Raw genomic sequence first — 17,756 nt, forward strand, 5'->3', positions numbered from 1 at the left:
GGGAAGTCATTCCCCTGACCTTTCGTAGAGCGCCCGTTCGAACCCTTCCAGCACGCGCAGTGCCGCGGGATCGGCGAAGGGGTGGAACTGCATCATCACGATGGCGGCCAGTTGGCGTGTCGGGTCCACCCAGCCATAGCAGTTGGTCAGGCCGGCCCAGCCGAAGCTGCCGGCGCGGCGCCGCCCCGGCACATCCGCCTCGTTGACCAGGAAGGCCAGGCTCCAGCGCAGCGGCGTGCCGGGAAAGAGGTCCACGTCGCAGGTGAGGGCGGGGATGGCGCTGCGCATCGGCGTGACCGGCAGTGCGCCGATCTGGTTGTGCGCCACCAGCGCCATGCTTTGCGGGGCGAGGATGCGGGCCTCGCCCCATGTGCCGCCGGCCAGCAGCATCCGCAGGAAGGTGAGGTAGTCCGGCGCGGTGGCGTACATCGCGCCGCCGCCGCGGTGGAACTCGGGCGGCGCGGCGGTGGGATTGGTGGGCTGCACGGCCCAGCCGCCCCCTTCCTCGCGCCGGTGCAGCGCCGCCAGCCGCGCCTGCCGTTCCGGCGGCAGCAGAAAGCCGCTGTCGCGCATTCCGAGCGGGCCAAGGATGTGCTGCTGGATATAGTCCTCCAGATCCATCCCGCTGGCGGCCTCCACCACCAGCCCCGCCCAGTCGGTGGCGATGCTGTAGTTCCAGCGCTCGCCGGGGTCGAAGAGCAACGGCGCCATCAGCGCGTCCTTGCGCGCCGTGCGGGTGGAGGGATGGCCGGTCGCCTCCTGGTGGCGCAGGATCTCCGCGTTCCACATGTCGTAGCCGAGGCCTGCGGTGTGGGTCAGCAGGTGGCGCAGCGTCACCGGCCGGGCGGGTGGACGCAGCCGGGGCGCGCCATCCGTGCCGAAGCCTTCCAGCACCTGAAGCCGGCCCAGGCCGGGCAGGAGGCCAGCCAGCGGCGCTTCCAGCGTGAGCACGCCGCGCTCGACCAGTTGCAACGCCGCGATGGACGTGACCGCCTTGGTCAGGGAGGCGATCCGGAACACCGTATCCTCCTGCATCGGCAGGCCTGCGCCGGCGTAACGCAACCCGGCGACGCCGCGATAAAGGAGGTCCTGCGGCCCGGCCGCCATCGCCACCACGCCTGGCACCAGGCCTTCCTTAATGGCGTCGCACAACACCGCGTCGCACCGCGCGGCAAGGCTCATGGCCTGCTCCCCCTCAGCTCCAGATCGTCGTCGGCGCGCATCCTATCCCGGAGAGCAAGGGCTGACGATGGCGGCGGCGCAGCCGTTCGTGGCGGGCGGGGCTGGCGCGCGGGTCGGCCTCATGCCACGCTGCGCGGACCTCACGATCATCGGGCGGCGGTTCCCCGGGCCTGGAGGGCAGGGGGACCGTCGCCCCATCAAGGAGCGGCCGGAATGAGTGAGCGTCGCATTCGCCTGGGCATCCTGACGCCGTCTTCCAACACCGTGCTGGAGCCGCTGACGCAGGCGATGCTCGCCGTCCTGCCCGGCGTTTCCGCGCACTTCGCGCGCTTCCGCGTGACGGAGATCGCGCTCTCCCCCGCCGCCCTGGCGCAGTTCGACGACAGCGCCATCCTGCGGGCCGCCGAGCTGCTGGCCGATGCGCGGGTGGACGTGATCGGCTGGAGCGGCACCTCCGGCGGCTGGCTCGGCTTCGAGGCCGATACGCGCCTGTGCCGCCGCATCACCGAGGCCACGGGCATTCCCGCCACCACTTCGATGCTTGCGCTCAACGAGATCCTGGCAGGCACCGGGGTGACACGGATGGGCCTGGTGACGCCCTACCGCGACGACCTGCAGGCAAAGATCGTCGCCAATTATGCGGGGATTGGCGTGGACTGCGTGGCGGAGAGGCATCTCGGCCTGCAGGAGAACTTCAGCTTCGCCGGAGTGGAGGAGCCGACGGTGCAGGGCATGGTGCGGGAAGTCGCCGGCGCGCGGCCGCAGGCGGTCGCCGTGGTCTGCACCAACCTGCGCGGGGCATTGCAGGTGGCACCGCTGGAGCAGGAGATCGGGCTGCCGATCTATGACACGATCGCGACCGTGCTGTGGAAGGCCCTGCACCTCGTCGGCGCCGACACGGCGCCGATGAAGCGCTGGGGTTCGCTCTTCTCCATCCCGGCGCAGGCCAGCCGCAGCTGAGCATCCGTTGGCGGGAGTTCCGGAATGACAGGAGATCGGCGAATGGCGCTTGCCGTCCTGGTAGGCGCCACGGGATCGCACATCGCCTCCTGGCTCCACCCGGAAACACAGGCGGACGCCTCCACCAGCATCGAATGGCATCGGGAGACGGCCGCGCTCGCCGAGCGCGGATTGTTCGACCTCTTCTTCATTGCCGATACGCCGGCGGCGCGCACCAGCAACCTTGCCGGCTTCAGCCGCATGCCACTTTACATGAACGTGCTGGAGCCGCTCACGCTGCTCTCCGCGCTGGCCGGCAGCACGCGGCATATCGGCCTCGGCGGCACCGCCAGCACCAGCTTCAGCGAGCCCTACAACATCGCACGGCAGTTCGCCTCGCTCGACCACATCAGCCATGGGCGCGCCGCCTGGAACGTCGTTACCTCGGCCAATGATTTCGCCGCGCGCAATTTCGGCCTTGAGCGCCTGCCTCCGCATGGCGAACGCTATGCGCGGGCGCGCGAGTTCGTCCGGCTTGTGCAGGCGCTATGGGACACATGGGAGGATGACGCCTTCGTCCGCGACCGTGAGGCCGGCCTGTTCTTCGACCCCGCCAAGCAGCACCCGGTCCATCACGAAGGCAAGCATTTCCGCGTTCATGGCGCGCTGAACATCGAGCGTACACCACAGGGGCAGCCGGTGATCATCCAGGCCGGTGCCTCGGAGGCCGGGCGGGAACTGGCGGCCGAGACGGCGGAGGTGGTCTTTTCCTCCGAGAGCACGCTGGAGGGCAGCCGCGCCTTCTACCGCGACCTCAAGGAGCGCATGGCGAAATACGGCCGCCAGCCGGATGATCTCAAGGTGCTGGCCGGCATGCCGCTGCTGGTCGCCGACAGCGCGCAGGAGGCGGAGGATCTGCACCGGACGTTGCAGCATCTCATCCATCCCGATGTTGGCCGCATGTATCTCGGCATGGATCTGGAGACAGACCTGTCCGACCTGCCGCTCGACGAACCCATCCCGGAGGAGCGCATCCCGAAGGACGCCAACCATCACAAGGCCTTCTTCGACCACATCGTGCATCTGGCCCGCGTGGAGAAGCTGACATTGCGCCAGCTCTACCTCCGTTACGAGCGGGGGCGGCAGACGCTGCGCGGCACCCCCATGCAGGTGGCCGACCGCCTGGAGGAATGGTTCTCCGGCGGCGCCTGCGACGGCTTCATGCTGACCTTCAGCCTGATGCCGGGCGGGCTCGCCTCCTTCGTCGGGAAGGTGGTGCCGGAACTGCAGCGGCGCGGGCTGATGCGGAGCCGCTACGAAGGGCGCACCCTGCGCGCGCATCTTGGCCTGCGGCGGCCGCCCAACCGCCATGTCGCCGCGCAGGGCGCCGCGGCCGACTAGGACCGCCATGCACGGACAGGTGCGCCCTCGCGCTGGCCGGGAGGCTTGCCACTGCCTGGAGGGGATGCGATCAAAGCCTCGCGGCCGGGCGAGATGCCAGGACCGGCTTCTCCACAGCAGCGGGACCCGCTTATGCCAGATCCCAAGCCACGCTTGCTCGGCATTTCCGGCAGCCTCCGGAAGGCTTCCTTCAACACCGCGATCCTGCACAGCCTCGCCGAGGCTGTTGCGGACCGCGCCACCCTGACCGTGTTCACGCTGAATGCGGTGCCGCCCTATGACGGCGACCTGGACAACGCCACCCCGCCCGAAGGCGTCGCCGCGCTGCGCCGCGCCATCGGCGAGGCGGACGGTCTGGTGATCGCCTCGCCGGAATACAATTACGGCATGCCCGGCGTGCTCAAGAACGCGCTCGACTGGGCCTCGCGGCCCTATGGCAAGGCGACGATCACCGGCAAGCCGGTGCTGACGCTGACGGCCTCGCCCGCCTTCACTGGCGGCGCGCGCGCGCAGGCGCAGCTCAATGAGGTGCTGGTCGCGGTCGCGGCCCAGCTGGTGCTGCGGCCGCAGGCGGTTGTTGCCTCCGTTCACGAGAAGATCCGCGACGGGCGGCTGGTGGACGAGGCGACGCTCACCTTCCTGAAGGCAGGCATTGACGACCTGCTGCGCAACATCGCACGCAACGCTTCGGCGATCCGCCAGGAAACCTGAGGACGGTCCAAAGGGGGGATGCTCCCTTTGGACCTCTCCCTTCCTGTTTTCTGCCCCTGCTCCGGGGTGGCGGAGCCGGGCCGCCCCGGAGCTGCCTCAGCCCCGGCGAAGCTGACGGCGGGAATGGCCTTTCGGAAGAACGAGCGGAACCGGCCGGAAAAAATGGCCGGGGAACCTGCTTCCGAGGGCTTTCAACGCAGGTACGCTTCCGCCGCGTAGCGCCGCATCATGCGCTGGCTGTGGAAGCGGGAACCGGTACGTGAGATCACCTGCTTCATCAGCGCGATCCAGCCTGCCCGGTCGTGGTGCCAAAGGGGGAGGACGGTGCTCCAGAGCTTGTCGTAGAGCTCTCCGGCGTGCTGCGCGGGCGGCCCGCCGTCGCTGCCGATGGCCCATCCGTTGGCGCCTTCCTCGCAGGCTTCCGCCCACCAGCCGTCGAGCACGCTGAGATGCGGCACGCCGTTCAGCGCCGCCTTCATGCCGCTGGTGCCCGAGGCTTCCATCGGCGGCAGGGGCGTGTTCAGCCAGATGTCGGCGCCGGCCACCATCTTCTTCGCCAGCCCCATCTCGTAGTTCGGCAGGAAAACCACGGGCAGAGTGTCGGCCAGCTCGCGCGCGTGCTCGTGCACCTGGCGGATCAGCGCCTTGCCGCCTTCGTCGCGCGGATGCGCCTTGCCCGCCATCACCACCTGGAAGGGGAACTCGCGCGCGACGCGCCGGAGCTGCGCCAGGTCTGAGAACAGCAGGTCGGCGCGCTTGTAGCCGGTCATGCGCCGCGCGAAGACGATCACCGGCAGGTCGGGGTCGAGCGCGGTGCTGCAGCGGTGCTGCACTTCCGCCAGCAGCTCGCCCTTGGCCTGCCTGTGCGCCGTCCAGACCGCCTCGTCCGCCAGATGGTCGGCGCCGCGCAGGGCGCCAGGGTCGTGCGCCCATTCCGGCGACACCGTCTGGAACAGCGCGGCGAAGGCGGGATGCGTCCAGGTCGGCACGTGCACGCCGTTGGTGACGGCATGGATATGGTAGCCCGGGAACATGCGCTGCGCGGTTTCCGCATGCCGCGTGGCCACGCCGTTCACCCAGCCGCTGAGGTTCAGCGCGAGGCGCGTCATGTTCAGCTCCTCCGCGCCGGCGATGTGCCTGAGCTGGCCGATCTCGAAGAAGTCGCCCATCATCCGCTGGACCAGGTCGTAGGAGAAGCGGTCGTGCCCCGCCTCCACCGGCGTGTGGGTGGTGAAGACGCAGCGTTCGCGCACCGGTTCCGCGTCGTAGCGCAAGGTGGTGGCGGCCGGCTCGTCCTTGCCGAGCGGATGGCGCCGCAGCAGTGAAAGGGGAAGCAGCGCCGCATGACCCTCGTTGAGATGCCAGGTGGTGATCTCGAAGCCCAGGGCGCGCAGGATGCGCTCGCCGCCGATGCCGAGCACGATCTCCTGCTTCAGGCGCAGGTCCGCGCCTTCCCCGTAGAGGCGATCGGTGATGCCGCGGTCGGCGGGGTCGTTCACCTCCAGATGCGTGTCGAGCAGGATGACCGGCGCGCAGCCGCCATGCGGGCAGGCATGCATGTAAAGCCAGGGCAGGATCCAGACCGGCCGTCCCTCGATGCGCACGGCAACCGCGGCGTCGAGTGGCTCCGCATGATCGGCCGGGTTCCAGGGATCGATGGATTCCTGCTGGCTGCCGTCGGGAGCGATGCTCTGGCGCAGGTAGCCTTTCCGGCTGACCAGCGTGACAAACACCATCGGCAGTTCCAGGTCAGCGCAGGAGCGCACCGTGTCGCCCGCCAGTACGCCAAGGCCGCCCGAATAGGTCGGTATCCCCGGCTCCAGCGCGATTTCCATGGAGAGATAGGCAATGCAGGTGTGCGGCAGGAAGCGATCGAGGGACGTCACGGGCGACCTCCGTCAGCGGGGTGTCGGCACGAGTAAAGACCGTCGTGGCAGGCGCACGCTATCATCGGCTTGGGGGATGATGGAAAGCGTGGTCACATCACTGGGAGGCTCTTCGGCGAGGCCTGCCGCGGCGCAACGATCGGCAGGGCTGGCGCGCCGGACGCCACTACGCCGACTCGGGGCGCCACCGTGCGACAGGGTGCGGGCGCCATGCCCCGCGCGGCGAGGTGGCCGGGCCCGGGCCGTCCAGTCAGGACGATCTGGCCGGCTGGAGCCTGCCAGCCGCACGACGGGAGTGCCGCGTCAGGCGGCCCGGTCCAGCCCTGAGCGCCGCACCAGCCGCTTGGGCCGCGGGTGCGGCTGGGAGGAGGGCGCCGAGCCATCCAGCAGCAGGCTGTAGAGCTCCCGGTACTGCTCGGCCGAGCGGGACCAGCTGAAGGTGCGCGCCATGGCGCGTCGCCGCATCCGCAGCAGCTCGGCCGGATGGGAGAACACCTCGAAGGCGCGGTGGCAGGCGCCGAGCAGACCTTCGACGTTCGCCTCTTCGAAGAGCAGCCCGGTGCCGCCATCCTCGATGGTGTCCACCAGCCCTCCGGTGGCATGCGCGATGGGCAGGGTGCCGCAATGCTGCGCCTGCAACTGGGTCAGCCCGCAGGGTTCGAAGCGGGAAGGCATCAGCAGGAAATCGCTGCCGGCGACGATCCGATGCGCCATCGGTTCGTTGAAGCCGACCAGCAGGCCGATCTGGTCCCGGTGGGCGCGCGACACGCGGTGCAGCAGATGCTCCACCGAGGGCTGCCCCATGCCGAGGATGGCGATCTGGCCGCCCCTGCGGACGATCTCCGGCGCCGCTTCCGCCACCAGGTCCAGCCCCTTCTGGTGAACGAGGCGCGACACGATGGCGAAGAGCGGCCCCTCGGAATGCTCCAGGCAGAGGCTGGTGCGCACCAGTTCGGCCAGCATCCGCTTGCCGTGAAGGTCCTCGGCCTGGAAGTGATAGGGCAGATAGGGATCGCGCGCCGGGTCCCAGCTCTCGTCGATGCCGTTGACGATGCCGGACAGGCGCCCCTGACCGGCCAGCCCGGCCAGCAGCCCGTGCAGCCCGCCGCCGAACGCCGGCGTGGTGATCTCCCGCGCATAGGTCTGGCTCACGGCGCAGGCATGGCTGGCATAGAACAGCCCGGCCTTCAGGAAAGCGATGTTGCCGTAGAACTCGACGCCTTCCATGGCGAAGGCGCTCTCCGGAATGCCCAGCGCGGCGCGGCGGCTGGCGGGAAAGACGCCCTGGTGCGCCACGTTGTGCGCGGTCAGCAGGCTTGGCACCGGGGCGCCGTCCCAATGCAGGTAGGCGGGGGCGAGGCTGCCGGGCCAATCGTTCACGTGCAGCAGGTCTGGCGCCCAGTTCAGGCCGCCGATGCCGCGGGCGATGTCCGCCGCTGCCAGGGAGAGGCGCCCGAAGCGCAGGTCCTGGTCGGGCCACTCCTCGCCGCCAGGCCCGCAATAAGGATTTCCCGGGCGGTCATAGAGCGAGGGCGCGATGAGCAGGTAGAGGACCAGCCCGTCCTCCAGCCGCACCCGACCGATGCTGCAGGAGGGGATCTCCGCCCGTCCGGGCAACTCGCCAACCACTTCCACGCCGGAGGTGCGCGCCAGCACGTCCGGATAGGCCGGCATCACCACGCGAACATCGACGCCTTGCCGGATCAGGGCGCGGGGCAGGGCGGCAGAGACGTCCCCAAGCCCCCCTGCCTTGGCGAGCCCCGCAAACTCGCTGGTGACGAAGAGCACCCTCATGGATGTCCGTTTCTCCGACAGGGAGGGCGGGCGGAGACAAGGCAGCGCCGGTATGGCCGCCAGTCCCTCAACCCGTGCCCAGATAGCCCGATTTCCTAAACCTGAAGCAAAGACTCTGAGCGACGCCCTGACCCACATCAAGCTGAGGCACGTTCACCTCCCCGGCAAATTCCACGCACCGTGAACGTGATGGCCTCCGGAGCTCCAGGCGGAGCGGAACGGAAGCCTGCGCCGGTGAGCGGGTCGCGAGGGAGCTTTTACAGCATAAGCGCGGCCGTGCCCAGGAGTTGCGCCATGGCCCAAATCTGCTTGGATGCTCGCGCAACGTTCTCGTGGCGCTCCGCCCGCCCGCCCTGGCCTTGCCGCGACGCCCGCCGCGCCGGGCCAGCGGGGCAGGAGCGGCGGCTTCGCCCCGGCAGCAGAGGAGCACCTGCCTTGCCTCGCCTCCGGTTTCCCCGTTCCGCGACGTTCCTCGTCCTGCTTGGCCTGGCGCTCGGCCTCGCCGCTCCGGCACGGGCGCAGCCGCTCACCGTCGGCGTGCAGGCGCCTTTCGGCATCGACCCGCACTTTCTCTTCGTCGGTCCCAACATGGCGGCCGCGCGCCACATCTATGACAGCCTGATCAACCGCGACCCGGAAAGCCGCATGGTGCCGGGGATCGTGCAGTCCTGGCAGGCCCTGGACGAGACCACCTGGGAGCTGAAGCTGCGGCGCGGCGTCACCTTCCAGGACGGCAGCCCCTTCACCGCCGAGGACGTCGCCTTCACCCTGGCACGCGTGCCGGAGGTGCCGAACAACCCCGGCCCCTATACATCCAACCTGCGGACCCTTCAGGACGTGCAGGTGGTGGACCCCTACACGGTGCGCCTGGTCACCGACCGGCCGAACCCGACCCTGATGGGGCAGCTCACCAACATCTTCGTCGTCTCGAAGCGTGCCGCCGAGGGCGCCAGCACCGCCGACTTCACCTCCGGCAAGGCGGCGATCGGTACCGGCCCCTTCCGGCTGGAGAACTTCCGCGGCGCCGAGGGCATGTCGCTTGCCCGCAACGAGGACTACTGGGGCGAGAAGGCGGCCTATGCGCAGGTCAGCCTGCGCGTCATCGGCAACGATGCCGCGCGGATCGCGGCGCTGCTCTCGGGCGACGTGGACCTGATCGAGGACGTCGCGCCCACCGATGCGGCGCGGCTGGAGCGCGAGGGGCAGGTGCGCGTGTTCAAGCGCAACTCTGACCGCATCATGTTCCTGATCCCGAATGTGGGCGCCGAGACGCTGCCGCTGCTGACCGACGCCCAAGGGCAGCCGCTCAAGGAGAACCCGCTGCGCGACCTGCGGGTGCGGCGCGCGCTCTCGCTGGCGATGGATCGCCAGGCCCTGGCCGAGCGCGCCATGGACGGGCAGGCCGTGGCCACCGGCCAGATGGTGCCGCAGCAGTTCGCCGGCTACGATCCGGACTTTCCCGCGCCCAGGGCGGATCTCGCTGAGGCGCGGCGCCTGCTGGCCGAGGCAGGCTATCCGGACGGCTTCGGCCTGACGGTGGGATGCTCCAACAACCGCTTCGTCAACGACGGCCGGGTCTGCCAGGTAGTAGGGCAGATGCTCGCGCGCCTCGGGCTGCAGGCCAAGGTGGAGACGCAGCCGGGCAGCGTGTTCTTTCCCCGCACCGTCCATGGCAAGAACGACCTGCCGCTGATGCTCTACGGCCTTTCGCTCTCCTCCTCGCGGGACCCGAGCTACATCCTCTCCACCTCCGTGCACACCCGCAACGTCGCCCAGGCCTTCGGGCAGGGCAACCGCGGCGCCTTCAGCGATCCGGCGATGGACCGCATCATCGACGCCGCCATCGTCCGGATGGATGAGGGGCGGGAGGCGGCGCTGCGCAGCGCCATGCACGCCGCCATCGGACGCTTTCCCATCATCCCGCTCTACAACCAGGTGACGATCGCCGCCGGGCGGAAGAGCGTCGAGTACACCCCACGCATGGATGAACAGATGGTCGCCTATCACGCCCACCCCGCGCAGGCCGCCCGCTGATGGCGACGCGGCCCCTCATCGCCGGCGCCCGGCACGCCGTCAGCGCCGGACATTATCTCGCCGCCAGCGCCGGCTTCGCCATCCTGGAGGCCGGCGGCAACGCCATCGACGCCGGCGTGGCCGCCGGGCTGGTGCTCGGCGTGGTGCAGCCGGACATCGTCAACATCGGCGGCGTGGCGCCCATCCTGATCCGCCGCGCCGACGGCACCATGGAGAGCATCGCCGGCCTCGGCCACTGGCCGCGCGCCCTGCCGGCCGACCTCTTCATGCGCGAGCATGGCGGCAGGATGCCGCAGGGCGTGCTGCGCACCGTGGTGCCGGCCGCGCCGGATGCCTGGATCACGGCGCTGGAGCGGCATGGCCGGCTTGGTTTCGCCCAGGTGGCGGAGCCCGCCATCCGCTGCGCCGAAGAAGGCTTCCGCGTCTACAAGCTGCTGGCCGACAGCATCGCCGAGCACGTGAAGGACTATGCCAGCTGGCCCAGCAACGCCGCCATCTTCCTGCCCGGCGGCGCGCCGCCGCCGGAGGGGGCGTTGTTCCGCCAGACCGAGCTGGCGGCCATGCTGCGCCACATGGCCGAGGAGGACCGGCGGGCGGCGGCAAGGAACGGCCGGCTCGCCGGATTGGCCGCCGCGCACCACGCCTTCTACCGCGGCGACATCGCCCAAACGATTGTCAGGTTCATCCGGTCCGAGGGCGGCTACCTCTCGGAAGAGGACATGGCCGGCTTCCACTCGCGGCTGGAGCCCGTCGTCACCCGCGGCTGGCGCGGCCATCAGGTCACCACTTGCGGCCCTTGGTGCCAGGGCCCGGCGCTGCTGGAGGCGCTGCTGCTGATGGAGCGCGCCGGGTTCCACGGCATGGCGCACAACAGCCCGGACTACCTGCACCTGATGGCCGAATGCCTGAAGGTGGCGATGGCCGACCGCGAGTACCACTTCGCCGACCCGGCCTTCGCCGAGGTGCCGATCGAGGCGCTGCTGGGCGAGGCGCATCTTGCCACGCGCCTTGCCGCGATTGACCCGGCGCGGGCGCATCCCGGCATGCCCGAGCCGCTGCTGGGGCAGGGGACGGAACTGCCGCCGCCCAGCAAGCGCCCGATCCCCGCCATCGAGCCCGACACCTCCTATGTCGCGGTGGTGGACGCCGAGGGCAACGCCTTCTCCGCCACGCCCTCGGACGGCACCTACAACGGGCCGGTCATTCCGGGCCTCGGCATCATCGCCTCCGGCCGGGGTACGCAGTCTCGCCCCGATCCCGCGCATCCCTGCGGCGTCGGTCCGGGGCGGCGCCCGCGCCTGACGCCCAATCCGGTCATGGTGGTGACGCGCGACGGTGGCGTGATGCCGCTCGGCACGCCGGGCGGCGACGTGCAGATCCAGGCCATGCTGCAGGTGCTGCTGAACCACCTGCATTTCGGCATGGACCTGCAGGAGGCGATCGAGGCGCCGCGCGTCGCCTCCTATTCCTTTCCTTCCTCCTTCGCGCCTTACGACTACTTCCCCGGGCGCCTGGCCGTGGAGGGGCGGATCGACACCGCCACGCGCGACGCCCTGCGCGCGCGCGGGCACGATGTGAAGGACTGGCCGGACTGGACTTGGCTGGCCGGCAGCGTCGAGGCGGTGTGCAGCGACCCGGCCACCGGGCTGCGCCTCGCGGGCGCCGACCCGCGCCGGCCGGCCTACGCCATAGCGCTTTGAAGTTCTGAGGAGAATTCACTCCCCAGGCCTCCTTCTTCTTTCTTCGAGTTTCCCGTGCCCCTCGTCTCGGGCGCAGGAAGTGAGAAGAAAAAAGAAGGGGGTTGGGGGACTTCATTCCCCCGGCCTTTTGCATCCCATCCGCCTGCCGGCCGTTTCCCCTGCGCATCCCCTCTGGGGTGCCGAAACAGGACTGGAGCCGGAGGATGAGCGACAAAGTTCCCCAGATTCGTGAGCATATGGAGGTCGTCGGCAGTGACGGCCAGCATGTCGGCACGGTGGACAAGGTCGAGGGTGACCGCATCAAGCTGACGCGGAAAGACGATCCGGACGGCAGCGGCCAGCATCATCACTACCTGCCGGTCAGCAGCGTGGATGCCGTTCAGGCCGACAAGGTCCGGCTCAACATGCCGGCGGACCGCGCGCGCGCGCTGGCGACGATGACCGGCGGCAGCCAGGCCGCGACAGGTATGGGCGGCGCCTCCGCGGGCTGATCACGAGTGCGGCGCACCGTTGGGTGCGCCGCACGGCCGCCCCACATGCCCGCGGCACAGGCGCACCCAGGCGGCAAGCAGGCGACGGCACGCCCATGAGCGATGCGGATCCCGAGGGCGTGCAGGTGCAGATTGCCACGCCCGCCCGGAAGACGTCGGCACAGGATCGCCCGCATCAGCCGCAAGGCCGTCCCGGCGCGCGACATGCGGCCGGGCGACGTGCTGGAGCTGATCGGGCAGCGGCATACCGCCGTGATCGCCGCGCCACCTTACCCGAAAGATGAGGACCTGGAGATCGTCCGTCTCGACGGGCTGCAGCGCGCCAATGCCGGCATGACCACGGGTGAGCGCATCGCGGTGAAGCGAGCGCAGGCGCGGCCTGCCACGCCTGTGACGGTGGCGCCGGCGCAGAAGAACCTGCGGCTCACCGGCTCCGGCGAGGCGATGCCGACGGCTTGCCGGACGCGTTCTTCCGGCAGTTTGCCAAGGCGAAGGGCGCCTGGGTCGCTACCACCGTCGCCGGAGAGGACGCCGCATTCGCGCGCTCGCTCAGCGCGGATCGGGTGATCGACTGCAAGGCGCAGCGCTTCAAGGAGGAGGTGCGGGATAGTGACCTCGTGCTGGACCTGATGGCCGGCGAGACGCAGGACCGCTCCTGGGCTGTGTCGAAGGAAGGCGGGCGAATGGTCTCCACCCTGGCGCCGCCCTCCGAGGAAAAGGCGCATCGGCACAAGGTCAGCGGCACCAACTTCATGGCGCAACCCAACCAGGCGCAACTCGGCGGGATCGGCCGGGTCATCGATGCCGGCCAGGTGCGGGGGGCGGTGGCGCGGAGCTTTCCGCTGTCTGAGGTGCGGGCGGCGCAGCGGCAGCTGGAGAACGACCATGTTCGCGGCACGGTCATGCTGACGATGGCGGATTAACCTCGAGTCGGACAGGAACCCGGGGAAAGTTCCTTTCCCCGGACTTTCAGCCCGGCTTACAGCAGGTGCTCCGGCCGGATCGGCAGTTCCCGCAGCCGCCGCCCCGTGGCATGGAACACGGCGTTGGCGATGGCGGCGTTCGTTCCGACGCAGCCCAGCTCGCCGATGCCTTTGATGCCGAGAGGGTTCACCAGCCTGTCCTCCTCGGGCACGATGATGACTTCAACCGCGGGAACGTCGGCGTTCACGGCGATCAGGTATTCCGAGAGGTTGTCGTTGACGTAGTGCGCATTGCGCCGATCGATCTCGGTGGCCTCCAGCAGGGCCGAGCCGATGCCCCAGATCATGCCGCCCATGAGCTGGCTGTGCGCCGTGCGCGGATTCATGATGCGCCCCGCCGCGAAGGCGCCGGTGATGCGGGGCACGCGCACCTCGCCGGTGCGGGCATGCACGCGCACCTCGACGAACTGCGCGCCGAAGCCGTACTGGATGCGGTCCGGCAGTTGCGCGCCGCCGGTGGTCATCGGGGTGCCCTGGCGCAGCTTATCGGGCGCGTCCGGCGGGTTTCCATGTGGGATATATTCGGCATAGGCATCCAGCGGGCCGGTGCGGGCGAAGGTGGCCGACAGCGGTTCCGCCACGCCGCCTGCGCCGCGCAGCGTGCCCCCCTCCAGGCGCAGCGCCGCCGGCTCTTGCCCGGCGAAGGGGCCGGCATTCTCCGTCGCGACGGCGAGGGCAAGGCGGTCCCGCAACTCGCGGCAGGCCAGCGCCACCGCGTTGCAGATGCTGGCGGTGTGACTGGAGCCGGCGGCCAGGCCCGCCGCGGGGAGGGTACTGTCGCCGAGATGCACCTCCACCTGTTCCGGCTCCAGGCCGAGCTGGTCGGCCGCCGTCATGGCCAGCACGGTCCAGGCGCCAGTGCCGATCTCGTGCGCGGCGATGTCCAGCCGCGCGCCGCCGGAGGTGAGCGTGACGCGGGCGCAGGCGGCGCTGATCTTGGCGGGATAGTAGGAGGCGGCGCAGCCCCAGCCGATGCGCCAGTCGCCCTCGCGCATGCTGCCCGGCCGCCTTTCGCGGCGGGACCAGCCGAAGGCCGAGCCGGCGGCGTCGAAGCACTCCAGCAGGCTGCGGCTGGTGTAGGGCAGCCCCTTGATGGGCTCGTTGCGTGCGTCGTTGATCCGCCGCAGCTCGACCGGGTCCATGTCGAGGGCGACGGCCAGTTCGTCCATCGCGCTTTCCAGGCCGAAGCCATAGGGCAGGTCGGGCGGCGCGCGCATGAAGCCCGGGGTGTTGCGGTCGGCATGGACCACGCTCACCCGCGTCCAGACATTCGGGCAGGCATAGATGCGCGCGGTCGTTTCGGTGCCCTGGACGTTGTAGTTCGAGGGACGGGAGCTGACCTCCCAGCCCTCATGCAGCAGCGCCTGCAGCCTGCCGTCATGCCCGGCGGCGAGGCGCACGCGCTGCCGCGTCTCGGCGCGATAGGTGGCGATGGTGAAGCCCTGGCTGCGGTTGGCCACCAGCTTCACCGGCCGGCCGAGCCGGCGCGCGGCCACGGCAACCCAGGACGTGCGGGCGGTGGCGCCGCCCTTGGAGCCGAAGGCGCCGCCGACCAGCGGCGAGATCACCCGCACCTTGTCCGGGCTGGTGCCGATCTGCTTCGCCACCGTGCTGGCCAGCCCCTGCACGAACTGGCTGGGCTCCAGGATGGTGAGCCGGTCACCTTCCCAGAAGCAGGTGGTGGTGAACAGCTCGATCGGATTGTGGTGTTGAATGGGCGTGCCGTAAGTGGCATCCACCGTCACGGTGCCGGCGGCGAAGGCGGCCGCGGCGTCGCCCACCTTGGGGTCCTCGTGCGCCTCCAGGGTCTCCTCCAGCACCTGGATCTCCACGCCTGGGCTGTCGAAGCTGGCGGCGGGAACTTCCTCGGCATAGTCCGCACGGACCTTGTGCGCCGCCTCGCGCGCCGCCTCGAAGCTCTCGGCGATCACCACCGCGATGATCTGGCCATCGTGCCAAACATGATCCGACTGCAAGGTGGTCGTGCTGCCGCCACCGCCCTTGGTGGGCGGAATGGGTGCCGAGTCCTGGGCTGCATTCTCGTGCGTCAAGATGTCCAGCACGCCCGGCACGGCCCGGCCCGCCTCGAGGTGCCATCGGAGAATGCGTCCGCGGCTGATGCCGCTGGTGACGAGGAAGGCATGGGCGACGCCTGGCAACGGGATATCCGAGGGGTACTGTGCTGCGCCGGTCACCTTGGCGCGGGCCTCCTGCCGTGCCGTGTCGCGGCCGATGACGCCGCCCGGGGTGATTGCATCGGGCATGTCAGATCTCCATCGCCGCTGCCTGTAACAGGGCGCGCACCAGGGTGCGGCGACCGAGCTCGGGCTTGAACGCATTGTCCTCCTGAGTCACGGCCCCGGCAAAGGCGGCCTCGGCGGCCTGGACTGCGCGCGTCTCCGTCAGCTTCTGGCCTTGCAGAACGCTTTCTGCCTCATGCGCGCGCCAGGGCACAGCAGCGACGCCGCCGAGGCCGATCCGCGCCGCATGCACCACGCCGTCGCGCAGGTCCAAGGCCACCGCGGCGGAAGCCAGCGCGAAGGCATAGGACTCGCGGTCCCGCACCTTGAGGTAGAGCGAGCGACGAGCCCAAGGCAGGGAGGGCAGGCGGAAGCCGGTGATCAGCTCGCCCGGCTGCAGCGTGGTTTCGACGTGGGGGGTGCCGCCCGGCGGACGGTGCAGGTCCGCGAAGGGAAAGCGGCGTGATCCGTCCGGCGCCAGCGTCTCCACCTCCGCGTCCAGTGCGATCAATGCCTGGGCGAAGTCACCGGGATAGCTGGCGATGCAATGCTCGCTGACGCCGAGCACCGCGAGCAGCCGCGTCACGCCTCCGATCGCGGCGCAGCCGGAGCCAGGCTCGCGCTTGTTGCAGGGGAAGGCGGTGTCGCGGAAGTAGGGGCAGCGGGTCCGTTGCAGCACATTGCCCCCCAGCGTCGCCATGTTGCGGAGCTGCGCGCTGGCTGCCTGCTGCAGAGACTCGGCGACCACGGGATAGTCCCGCCGCAATGCCGGATGTTCGGCGGCCTGCGCCATGCTGGCGACCGCGCTGAGCCATAGGCCGCCCTCCGCGCGAATCACTGGCTGGGCCGCGGGGCCGGGGCGGATATCCAGCACCCGATCGGGACGCATGACGTCGATCTTCATCAGGTCGAGCAGGGTGGTGCCGCCGGCGAGGTACTGCGCGTCAGGCCGAAGCTGCTGCAGTGCCGCCGGCGATACCGTGCCGGTGGCGAGTGCGGCCGCAAGCTCCGCCGCACGCTCATAGGCGAAGGGGCGCATGGCTCAATCTCCCGCCATCTCTGTCCGCGCCTGCTTGATGGCGGCAACGATCTTCGGATAGGCCGCGCAGCGGCAAAGATTGCCGCTCATGGATTCTCGGATCTCGGCGTCGCTGCCGGCGTGCCCCTCCTGAACACAGGCGACGGCGGAAACGATCTGCCCCGGCGTGCAGTATCCACACTGAAAGGCATCCTGGTCGATGAAGGCCTGCTGCATCGGGTGCAGCGCGCCGCCGGCGCCTGACAAGCCTTCGATCGTGGTGATCGCGCGCCCTTCGGCGGATGCCGCCAGCATCAGGCAGGACAGTTCCCGTCGCCCATCCACCAGCACCGTGCAGGCGCCGCACTGACCGTGGTCGCACCCCTTCTTGGTACCGGTCAGCCCCAGCGTCTCACGCAGCGCGTCGAGCAGCGCGACACGGGCATCCAGTTGCAAGGAATGCACATGCCCGTTGATTCGGAGCGTCAGGGCGCGCTGTTCGAGGCCGGCGGTCCCGACGGGAGTGACCCGGTGGCCCGGAGAGGGGATGGCCGCTTGGCCAGGGGGTGACACCATGATGCGCTCCGCAAGGGAGGAAGGAGAAGACACCGCGTTCGCCCAAGCCGATCCCGTAGGTGCCGGCTTTCCCGGCGCTACGCTTGCCATTACCGAAGAAGCCGGGGTGCAGCGGGAGAGATCATGAGAGACGCGCGGCTGCCCGCAGATCACCGCTGCACGGGAGAACGCCACGTCGCGGAAGCCAGTTGCGTGGCGGTGCTTCCCGGAACAGGTCACAGGTCGCACCGCCGAGGCTGCGAGCCTTCCCGCGCTCCGGATGCGCTCTGCTCGATGTCGAGGACGAGGGTTGGCATCAAGCTGCGTGGGCGAATACGAGGGGATGAATTGCGCGCGAACAGAATGTCTGCGGCGTGCCCCGGCGCAGCACCTGCTCTGCTGGCTGGCGCGGGGCTGTCCACAATGCGTCGGCGCTGCCGGTGCGTTCCGGCGCCCGGCACCGCAGAGGATCACAAAGGGTGAATGGCGGCGCTGACTTGAGGTGATGCCGACACCGGGTGGGAGATCTTCGCGAAGGGGCCGCCTCGCGCGTGCAGACCGCGCGAGGCGGGGATGATGCAGAGGCTCCTCCACTCCCTGGAGTCACCGGCGCGAGCGACAAGCTATTCCGGATTACCACTCCGGGCCGGATGATCCGGAGCGGCCTCTGCCTGTCGTCCTGCTGCGCAACACAATGGTGGTGCAGCGCGAAGCAAGCGTCGGAAGCGCGTGCATGCAACGTCCAGTCGATCGATTGAAGAGCGGCAGCTTCTCATCGGACGGCGTGAGCATGCGAAGAGGGGAGCGGCGTGGATGCAGGGT

Annotated in this window: 14 protein-coding genes; 8 read left to right on the forward strand and 6 right to left on the reverse strand. The window is 69.8% G+C overall.

Translation table 11 applies throughout. The features are described 5' to 3' along the window. Positions 1-6: 6 nt before the first annotated feature. Positions 7-1,182: a serine hydrolase domain-containing protein gene (locus E0493_RS06890; protein ID WP_160936185.1), complete on the reverse strand. Its 1,176-nt coding sequence runs from the start codon at positions 1,180-1,182 to the stop codon at positions 7-9. A gap of 213 nt (positions 1,183-1,395) precedes the next feature. Between E0493_RS06890 and E0493_RS06895 the strand changes: the two genes are divergently transcribed. The 3 genes from E0493_RS06895 (at position 1,396) to E0493_RS06905 (ending at position 4,233) form a co-directional block, all read left to right on the forward strand. Then, positions 1,396-2,142 (forward strand): maleate cis-trans isomerase family protein, encoded by a 747-nt coding sequence (locus tag E0493_RS06895; RefSeq protein ID WP_160936186.1) that lies wholly within the window; start codon positions 1,396-1,398, stop codon positions 2,140-2,142. 42 nt (positions 2,143-2,184) lie between these two features. After that, entirely contained in the window at positions 2,185-3,522 is a 1,338-nt protein-coding gene (locus E0493_RS06900; protein ID WP_160936187.1) for an LLM class flavin-dependent oxidoreductase, read from the forward strand. A 132-nt stretch (positions 3,523-3,654) separates the two neighbouring features. Next, complete coding sequence (locus tag E0493_RS06905; protein ID WP_160936188.1) at positions 3,655-4,233, forward strand: NADPH-dependent FMN reductase; 579 nt, start codon at positions 3,655-3,657, stop codon at positions 4,231-4,233. Between the two features lie 191 nt (positions 4,234-4,424). Here the strand turns inward: E0493_RS06905 and glgP are convergent, their stop codons facing one another. Both glgP and glgA read right to left on the reverse strand, forming a co-directional pair. Further along, positions 4,425-6,119 carry an alpha-glucan family phosphorylase gene (glgP, locus tag E0493_RS06910; protein ID WP_202396961.1) on the reverse strand — a complete coding sequence of 565 codons (1,695 nt, stop codon included), beginning with the start codon at positions 6,117-6,119 and terminating at the stop codon, positions 4,425-4,427. A 303-nt stretch (positions 6,120-6,422) separates the two neighbouring features. Then, complete coding sequence (gene glgA / locus E0493_RS06915) at positions 6,423-8,051, reverse strand: glycogen synthase GlgA (protein WP_160936242.1); 1,629 nt, start codon at positions 8,049-8,051, stop codon at positions 6,423-6,425. Between the two features lie 297 nt (positions 8,052-8,348). Between glgA and E0493_RS06920 the strand changes: the two genes are divergently transcribed. The 5 genes from E0493_RS06920 (at position 8,349) to E0493_RS06940 (ending at position 13,061) form a co-directional block, all read left to right on the forward strand. Continuing rightward, positions 8,349-9,947, forward strand: coding sequence for an ABC transporter substrate-binding protein (locus E0493_RS06920; protein ID WP_160936189.1), 1,599 nt, complete (start codon positions 8,349-8,351; stop codon positions 9,945-9,947). After that, complete coding sequence (locus E0493_RS06925; RefSeq protein WP_160936190.1) at positions 9,947-11,647, forward strand: gamma-glutamyltransferase family protein; 1,701 nt, start codon at positions 9,947-9,949, stop codon at positions 11,645-11,647. The genes E0493_RS06920 and E0493_RS06925 overlap by 1 nt, the downstream gene beginning before the upstream one ends. A gap of 203 nt (positions 11,648-11,850) precedes the next feature. Beyond that, positions 11,851-12,138, forward strand: coding sequence for a DUF2171 domain-containing protein (locus E0493_RS06930; protein ID WP_160936191.1), 288 nt, complete (start codon positions 11,851-11,853; stop codon positions 12,136-12,138). A 204-nt stretch (positions 12,139-12,342) separates the two neighbouring features. After that, on the forward strand, positions 12,343-12,705 hold the full coding sequence (locus E0493_RS06935; protein WP_235913623.1) for a hypothetical protein: 363 nt from the start codon (positions 12,343-12,345) through the stop codon (positions 12,703-12,705). Further along, positions 12,702-13,061 (forward strand): zinc-binding dehydrogenase, encoded by a 360-nt coding sequence (locus E0493_RS06940; RefSeq protein WP_160936193.1) that lies wholly within the window; start codon positions 12,702-12,704, stop codon positions 13,059-13,061. The genes E0493_RS06935 and E0493_RS06940 overlap by 4 nt, the downstream gene beginning before the upstream one ends. A gap of 56 nt (positions 13,062-13,117) precedes the next feature. On the opposite strand, the gene E0493_RS06945 is transcribed toward E0493_RS06940, so the two are convergent. From E0493_RS06945 to E0493_RS06955, 3 genes are read right to left on the reverse strand one after another with little or no spacing between them, the layout of a single operon-like run. Continuing rightward, positions 13,118-15,385 (reverse strand): xanthine dehydrogenase family protein molybdopterin-binding subunit, encoded by a 2,268-nt coding sequence (locus E0493_RS06945; RefSeq protein WP_160936194.1) that lies wholly within the window; start codon positions 15,383-15,385, stop codon positions 13,118-13,120. Position 15,386: 1 nt separating this feature from the next. After that, positions 15,387-16,400 carry an FAD binding domain-containing protein gene (locus E0493_RS06950; RefSeq protein ID WP_160936195.1) on the reverse strand — a complete coding sequence of 338 codons (1,014 nt, stop codon included), beginning with the start codon at positions 16,398-16,400 and terminating at the stop codon, positions 15,387-15,389. A 3-nt stretch (positions 16,401-16,403) separates the two neighbouring features. Further along, positions 16,404-16,955 (reverse strand): (2Fe-2S)-binding protein, encoded by a 552-nt coding sequence (locus E0493_RS06955; RefSeq protein ID WP_160936196.1) that lies wholly within the window; start codon positions 16,953-16,955, stop codon positions 16,404-16,406. Positions 16,956-17,756: the final 801 nt, after the last annotated feature.

Source organism: Teichococcus coralli, from assembly GCF_009829925.1.
In the GTDB taxonomy this organism is placed as follows: Bacteria; Pseudomonadota; Alphaproteobacteria; order Acetobacterales; family Acetobacteraceae; genus Pseudoroseomonas; species Pseudoroseomonas coralli.

Bases quoted from the DNA above. Each gene is read 5' to 3' on its own strand.
- E0493_RS06945 (WP_160936194.1), bottom strand. From the start codon at position 15,385: ATGCCCGATGCAATCACCCCGGGCGGCGTCATCGGCCGCGACACGGCA.
- E0493_RS06890 (WP_160936185.1), bottom strand. From the start codon at position 1,182: ATGAGCCTTGCCGCGCGGTGCGACGCGGTGTTGTGCGACGCCATTAAG.
- E0493_RS06935 (WP_235913623.1), top strand. From the start codon at position 12,343: ATGCGGCCGGGCGACGTGCTGGAGCTGATCGGGCAGCGGCATACCGCC.
- E0493_RS06925 (WP_160936190.1), top strand. From the start codon at position 9,947: ATGGCGACGCGGCCCCTCATCGCCGGCGCCCGGCACGCCGTCAGCGCC.
- E0493_RS06900 (WP_160936187.1), top strand. From the start codon at position 2,185: ATGGCGCTTGCCGTCCTGGTAGGCGCCACGGGATCGCACATCGCCTCC.
- E0493_RS06930 (WP_160936191.1), top strand. From the start codon at position 11,851: ATGAGCGACAAAGTTCCCCAGATTCGTGAGCATATGGAGGTCGTCGGC.
- glgA (WP_160936242.1), bottom strand. From the start codon at position 8,051: ATGTGGGTCAGGGCGTCGCTCAGAGTCTTTGCTTCAGGTTTAGGAAAT.
- E0493_RS06895 (WP_160936186.1), top strand. From the start codon at position 1,396: ATGAGTGAGCGTCGCATTCGCCTGGGCATCCTGACGCCGTCTTCCAAC.
- E0493_RS06955 (WP_160936196.1), bottom strand. From the start codon at position 16,955: ATGGTGTCACCCCCTGGCCAAGCGGCCATCCCCTCTCCGGGCCACCGG.
- E0493_RS06905 (WP_160936188.1), top strand. From the start codon at position 3,655: ATGCCAGATCCCAAGCCACGCTTGCTCGGCATTTCCGGCAGCCTCCGG.
- E0493_RS06950 (WP_160936195.1), bottom strand. From the start codon at position 16,400: ATGCGCCCCTTCGCCTATGAGCGTGCGGCGGAGCTTGCGGCCGCACTC.